This window comes from Bradyrhizobium sp. BR13661, from assembly GCF_029892425.1.
Lineage (GTDB): Bacteria > Pseudomonadota > Alphaproteobacteria > Rhizobiales > Xanthobacteraceae > Bradyrhizobium.
Window position 1 is genome coordinate 1 of the sequence record NZ_JARXWB010000069.1, and the last position, 6,632, is coordinate 6,632.

The 6,632-nt window shown below is 63.8% G+C and carries 2 protein-coding genes and 1 pseudogene; all 3 read right to left on the minus strand.

The features are described from left to right. Nucleotides 1-278, minus strand: a pseudogene (locus M2427_RS41815) (hypothetical protein); the annotation flags it as partial. Further along, complete coding sequence (locus M2427_RS41820; protein WP_280712536.1) at nucleotides 278-4,600, minus strand: bifunctional class I SAM-dependent methyltransferase/DEAD/DEAH box helicase; 4,323 nt, start codon at nucleotides 4,598-4,600, stop codon at nucleotides 278-280. The gene M2427_RS41820 and the pseudogene M2427_RS41815, both read right to left, overlap by 1 nt. 184 nt (nucleotides 4,601-4,784) lie before the next feature. Next, the gene (locus M2427_RS41825; RefSeq protein WP_280712537.1) at nucleotides 4,785-6,494 is read right to left on the minus strand and encodes a DNA-binding protein; all 1,710 of its coding nucleotides are present in this window, start codon (nucleotides 6,492-6,494) and stop codon (nucleotides 4,785-4,787) included. Between the last annotated feature and the right edge of the window lie 138 nt (nucleotides 6,495-6,632).

The following is a 6,632-nucleotide window of genomic DNA, read 5'->3' on the forward strand; positions in this document are numbered from 1 at the left end:
CTGGCATTATGTTGCGTAGAAGCTGTCAATCGTCTGTGAGACAGCACCCAAGCGCAAATGCGCAACATAACTCTCGGCGCAACATATTCGGTCCATTTCCCAGCGGGTCCCTTCGGCGATTCCTGGAGCCGTACGAACAACGAGCGGCCCGGCGTGTTGTGGACGTCGCCGACCACCCAGTATCGCCCCGCGCGCTTGCCGTGGGAGAGATAGTGTCGGCACACCGCCTCGGCGTCGCGCGCGAGTCGGCGTGCCAGTTCGGAAGCATCGCGGGACATCACGCGGCCTCCCGCTCACTGACGCGCGCTACCGGATACGTGTCGAGCACCCTCGACAGGACCTCGATGCCGCTCGCGTCCGTGGGTACGAACATGCGCAGCTTCCAGGAGATGATCTCCCCAAAGAGTCCGTAGGCCCGCAGTCGATCACGCATCGTGTCGTTGAATCCCGACAGCTCGATGCGATGTGCACCCATCACCCGGACGCGGCGAAGCTGAATTCCCTCTGCGAGGTCGAGGACGGTCCGTCCTTCCATCAGTGCTGCAAAGACAACGTCCGGCGTCGGCGAAGGCGCGTCCGCCGCAAGGAAGTTTGCGACCCACGCGGCAGATACCCTGCGGCCGATGACGCGTTCGCCTGTATCGGTCTGAAGCCGATAGACGCGGGTCGATTCGTTTGGCAGCCGCTTCCAGATGGGAAGCAGCAAGCCCGCCACAACGTGGATCGTGCTTTCCGTGAACTGGGGCACCTCGGCAAGCTCCGCCAGCCAGGCCGCAGCGAAGCGCCCCCGGTCCGCTTCGATCCAGTGGCTCTCCGCCATCATACTCAAGGGGACCGTGTGCTGATCCATCGGCCGGATCAGACGGACGCGCCGCTCGATCTCGCCGTCATCGAGCATGACGCTCGCCGCCGGGAGCTGCACGGCGGCTCGTCCCGAGCGCTCATTGACGAGCAGGACGGCCTGACGATCTGAAAGACGAGCAAGAGCGTCATCCAGACTTACCGGATGATTGCGCTGGCGCTGGGTGATCGTGAGCAGCCGGGTCTCGGCGCCGGTGCCGGGATGGTCATAGATCGTCCGCCGGTCGGTGACGACAAAGCTTTCAGCACGGAGGGTTTCCAACCCCACGTCGTAGGTGCCGGATGCAACCGCGCCTTCGATCCGAGCGGTCAAGAGCTGCTCGAAGGCGGTGAACAGCACGTTCTGTAGGTCGATGGTGAGCGCCAATAACCTGTTCAGAAAGGTCGTGATCGGCGGCAGGTCATCCCTGAGCCCATTAGCATCCATGAGCTTCAGACCGGTCGCATCCTCGAACCTCCCAAGCGAGCAGCCGTCGACCTTGCCTCGCGCGAGCAGCGTGTAGAGCTGACGCAATGCGTCACGCCCGTACTGGCTTTCGAGATTGTCCTCGGGCCTGAATAGGCCCTGTCCGCCCGTCTGGCGCTGGCCGCGCGTAATGGCTCCCAACGTATCGAGCCGGCGGGCAATGGTGCTGAGAAAGCGCTTCTCCGCCTTCACGTCTGTCGCAATCGGACGAAACAACGGTGGCTGCGCCTGGTTGGTCCGGTTGGTCCGGCCGAGGCCCTGGATCGCGGCATCGGCCTTCCAACCGGGCTCGAGCAGGTAGTGGACACGCAAACGGCGATTCCGAGCCGACAGTTCGGCATGGTAGCTCCTCCCCGTGCCTCCGGCGTCGGAGAACACGAGGATGCGCTTGACGTCGTCCATGAAAGCCGAGGTCTCGGCGAGGTTGGCTGAACCGGCTCGATTTTCGACCACCAGCCGATCACCCTTGCGAACGATGCGGCGCGAGCGGCCCGTCACCTCGGCAACCAGTTCGGTGCCCAAGCGCTGGATGACCTGATCCAGTGCCCCAGGTACGGGCGGTAGTGATGCAAGCTTCTCGATGAGGCGGTCGCGTCGTGCGACGGCTTCCCGGCTCTCGACCGGCTGGCCGTCGCAATAGACTGGTCGGGAGCAGAGGTTGCCCTCCGAGTCGGTGAAGGGCTCGTAGAGCTGGACCGGAAAGGAGTGGGCGAGATAGTCGAGGACATACTCGCGCGGCGTGATGTCGACCTGGACGTCGCTCCACTCTTCAGTCGGGATCTCAGCGAGCCGGCGCTCCATCAGCGCTTCGCCTGTCGACACGATCTGGACAACAGCGGCGTGACCAGCATCAAGGTCGCGCTCGATCGATCGGACCAGCGACGGGGTCTTCATCGAAGTCAGGAGGTGGCCAAAGAAGCGCTGCTTCGCGCTTTCGAAAGCGGAGCGTGCCGCAGACTTGGCTTGCCCGTTCAGCGTTCCCGTTGCGCCGGTGATGTTGGCGGCTCGCATCGCCGCATCGAGGTTATTATGAATGATGCTGAACGCACCGGCATAGGCATCGTAGATGCGAACCTGCTCCGGCGTCAGCTGGTGCTCGACGAGATCGTACTCGACTCCCTCGTACGAGAGCGAACGGGCTGCGTAGAGACCGAGCGCCTTGAGGTCGCGCGCCAGCACCTCCATGGCCGCAACCCCACCTTCCTCGATCGCTTCGACGAACTCGGCACGGGTGGCGAACGGGAAGTCGGCGCCGCCCCAAAGGCCGAGGCGTTGGGCATAAGCCAGGTTGTGGACCGTGGTGGCGCCCGTCGCCGACACATAAACCACGCGGGCGTTCGGCAGAGCGTGCTGGAGCCGCAGGCCCGCGCGGCCCTGCTGAGATGCAGCCTGTTCACCGCGCTCGCCCTTGCCCCCGACCGCATTCTGCATGGCGTGGCTCTCGTCGAAGACGATCACTCCGTCGAAATCGGAGCCCAACCATTCGACGATCTGCCCGACACGCGAAAGCTTTTCGCCGCGCTCGTCGGTCCGTAGCGTGGCGTAGGTGGTAAAAAGGATGCCTTCCGAGAGCCGGATCGGGGTGCCCTGGCGAAACCGAGACAAGGGCGTAACAAGCAGCCGCTCCATGCCGAGCGCAGACCAATCGCGCTGCGCGTCCTCGATCAGCTTGTCGGACTTGCTGACCCAGATCGCCCGACGACGGCCCTTGAACCAGTTGTCGAGCAAAATCCCGGCGACCTGCCGCCCCTTGCCCGCCCCGGTGCCATCGCCCAAAAACCAGCCGCGGCGAAAGCGTACGGCATTTTCGGCGTCGTCGCGCGCGGCGGCCACAACATCAAAGGTCGTGTCGACCGTCCAGGAGCCTGCCAGGAACTCGGAATGCGCTTCGCCGGCATAGATGATGCTCTCGAGCTGAGCGTCCGACAGAAGTCCATCCGCCACCAGACTCGAAGACAGGTGCGGCCGGTAGGACGGCTTCGGTGGCGCAACGGACGCCATCGCCGCGGACTGCACGAGTTTGGTCGGGTGCGCGCACGATCCGGGAATACGGATCGACTGCATTCCGTATTCTTCATAGAGCGCATCGGTGAGCCGGGCGCCTTCCGGCGGCGACCATTCGACCGTCTCGTACGCTAGTTCGACGCCTTCTGGCGCTACGCCTATCGAAGAGAGCGATGAACGCGGTGCAATGGCGCCGACCGATCGCGACCTCGCTGGCCGGCCGATAGCAACGATTTCCGATGGCGATGCGACAGGCAGCCGTGGAGGCACATGCAGGCTCACCCAGTCGAGCAAGGTAGCGACATCACCCGCCATGCCTGGCGAGGCGGGAAAAGCCGTTGGATCGACGGCGGGCAGCTTGTCGATCACAAGCAGCCTCGTGTCCATTTGCGTTCCGTGCTTCGCGTAAACGGCACCATCGACAGCGGCAGAAAACACCACGCGCCCGCGTTCCTGGAGCCGAACAAAGGCATCAGTCCATGCCGGATTGTCCGGCGCAAAGCTTGCGCCCGCGATGGCAACGAGGCGTCCACCGTCGCGAAGACGCGCGAGCGCCGAAGCGATGTGGCGGAGAGCCGCATCCGCCATCCGTCGATCGACGTTGGCCAGCGCGGAGAACGGCGGGTTCATCAGGACGACGCTCGGTGCGACACTCGCATCGAGGTGGTCATCGATCTGCGCGGCGTCGAACCGCGTGACCTGAACGTTGGCGAAGAGATGGCCGAGCAGCTCTGCGCGGGCCTTGGCCAACTCGTTCAACACCAAGGCGCCGCCGGCGAGCTCTGCAAAGACGGCGAGCAGGCCTGTCCCCGCAGATGGCTCCAGAACGCGATCGGCAGGCGTAACGCCGGCCGCGGAACATGCAGCCAGCCCAAGCGGGATCGGCGTCGAGAATTGCTGAAGCGCCTGACTGTCCTCGGAGCGTCGCGTATGGGTTAGCAGACAGCTCGCGACCTTCGCGAGCATCGGCAGCATGGCGGCCGTCGAACCAGCCTTGACCCGCATGGCCGGGCCGAACTTGCGAAGGAATAGAACAGTTGCCGCCTCGCAGACGTCATAGGCGGTCTTCCAGTTCCAGGCACCAGACGCGTCCGAGGCGCCGAAGGCAGCCTCCATGGCGCTACGCAGAGCGGCCGCATCGATGCGACGGCCACGTTCGAGATCGGTCAGGAGTTGTCGCGCGGCCCTGGCAGCGGCGGAGGTGAGACTTGCAGCAGCACGCATCGAGAGGGGCGCGGCGGCAGCGCCGCCGGCGAGAGATTCGGTCATGGCAGGATTTCTTTCGGAGAGCAGGAATGATCGAACCACCAGGCGCTCTCCTCTGACCCCGACGGCTCAAACCCTTCCCGGCCCAACTCTCCCTCTCAGCGCTCGCCGATAAGAATGGGGACCGGCGCTGTGCACCGGTCCCCGAATAATCGCAGGACAGCCTCAGCCGTCCCGCCGCATGATGTCACTCAGCCGCGTCGAGCTGTCGCGGATCTTCGTCGCCGGCGGTCTCCTGATCCTCCTCGCCGGCGAGGAATTCGGGCAGCGAGCCCGATTCTCCCTCCTGCTCCACTGGCGCCGCATTGAGATCGACGAGACGCAGCGGCTCCGGCAACCACCCCGAGCCATCCAGAAGGCGCTCGGCCTCCTTGGCCATGTCGGCCTTCTTCAGATGGTCGATCAGTTGGACCGACGGCTCGCCCTTGGCTTCCCGCACCGCTTCCAGAATACGCGGCTTGGTGACCCGGCCGAGATAGTTGTCGACGGTCGGTCGCCAGCCAGCCTGCACCATGTCGAGCCCGACCGCGCGCGCCAGCACGTCAGCTTGGTCTAGACGCGTGCGGACACCCTGAGCGGAGACACGGCCTTGATTGTAGCGGTTGGCCGGTTCATAGACGGCGTTGACGGCAAATGATGCACAGTGGGCAAACAGCGATGCCTGTTCACGACCATCGAGAGCCGTCAGCGCATCCCAGAGATCGTTCTCGCTCTTCGGCAACCGTGCCTTCCAGGCCTCATGTCGCGCCTCGACGGCTTTGGCCGAGAGGCTGTCCCTCAGCCCGGGAGCTTGGGCTGGAAAGTTCGGCGTGCGAAGGCCGATCTCAAGACAGCTCCCAGACGACGCGAACCGGTAAAAGGCCGTCAGCACGAAGTTATGCAGCACTGCCTGGAACGCGACTGCTGGATTTTCTGCCAGCGCATCCCGCAATGCCAGCGTACGATGCGCCGTCAGCTCGATAATCAGCCGATCCGGCAGAGGCCTGGCCGGGTCCTCATCATCTTCTTCAGCATCAGGAGCACTTCCCGCGACCGCGATCACCGTGCGCTGGACGGAAGGGCCCTCTCCTTGACCTTCGGTCGACGACGCATCGGCGCCCTGCTCGGCATCAGGATCGGCCGTCGGCATCTCGTCCTCAGGCCGGACGTAACCCCGGTCCACGGAGAGGCATCCTTCGGAATCGATGCTGATGAAGACACCGGCTCGGGCGATTTCGGTCGGTTCGTAAAGCATCGGCCGGTCTTCGAATGCCGCCAGTGCCGACTCGATTTCGCCGAGACGTTGATCGACCTCTTCGGGCAATTCGTCGGCATCCTGGTAGTCGGTTTCAAGCTTGGCTTGCTCGGCGTTCAGGGCGTCGATGGTCGCCTGCTCCTCAGGCGAGAGATCGACAGGTTTGCCTTCGATTTCTCGTAGGCCCTGAGTGTGACCGTAAGAGAACTCTACAGCGACGGAGATCCACTTCCAGCCTTCGGCGGCAATGGTCTTAGCTTCGGCTTTGAGCTTTTCGGTTACGAGGCGGTCGAGCAACACGACGTCCTGAAGCCAGCCGCCGTCGTCGTGCTCGAACAGATCCCGCAGAACGCCGCCACCCGCGTGCTGATAAGCATCGAGGCCCACAAATTGGGCCCGCCGATCGGACCCGCGCACGGTGTTCTCGGTCAGCATGCGGCGGATCTGGTATGGCTCGTCGTAACCGGAACGGCTGACGTTCTCCCAGACTTGCTCCTGGCGGGCGTGATCGGCCGTGACTGAGAACCCCATGAGCTGCTCGAGCGTCATGCCGTCTTCGGCATAGACCTCATGCAGCTTTGGCGACACCGACGCCAGCCGCAACCGCTGCTTCACGATCGCCGGGTTCACGAAGTGCCGGGCGGCGATGTCTTCCTCGGTCATGCCGAGATCGCGGAGTGTCTGGAAGGCCCGAAACTGATCGAGCGGATGCAGCGGTTAGATTATGCGTCAAGTGTCCTGTTAGCTGGATGACTCTGATTCTGTGGCCTTTCTGGCTGCATCCTGCATTTTGGGTGTATT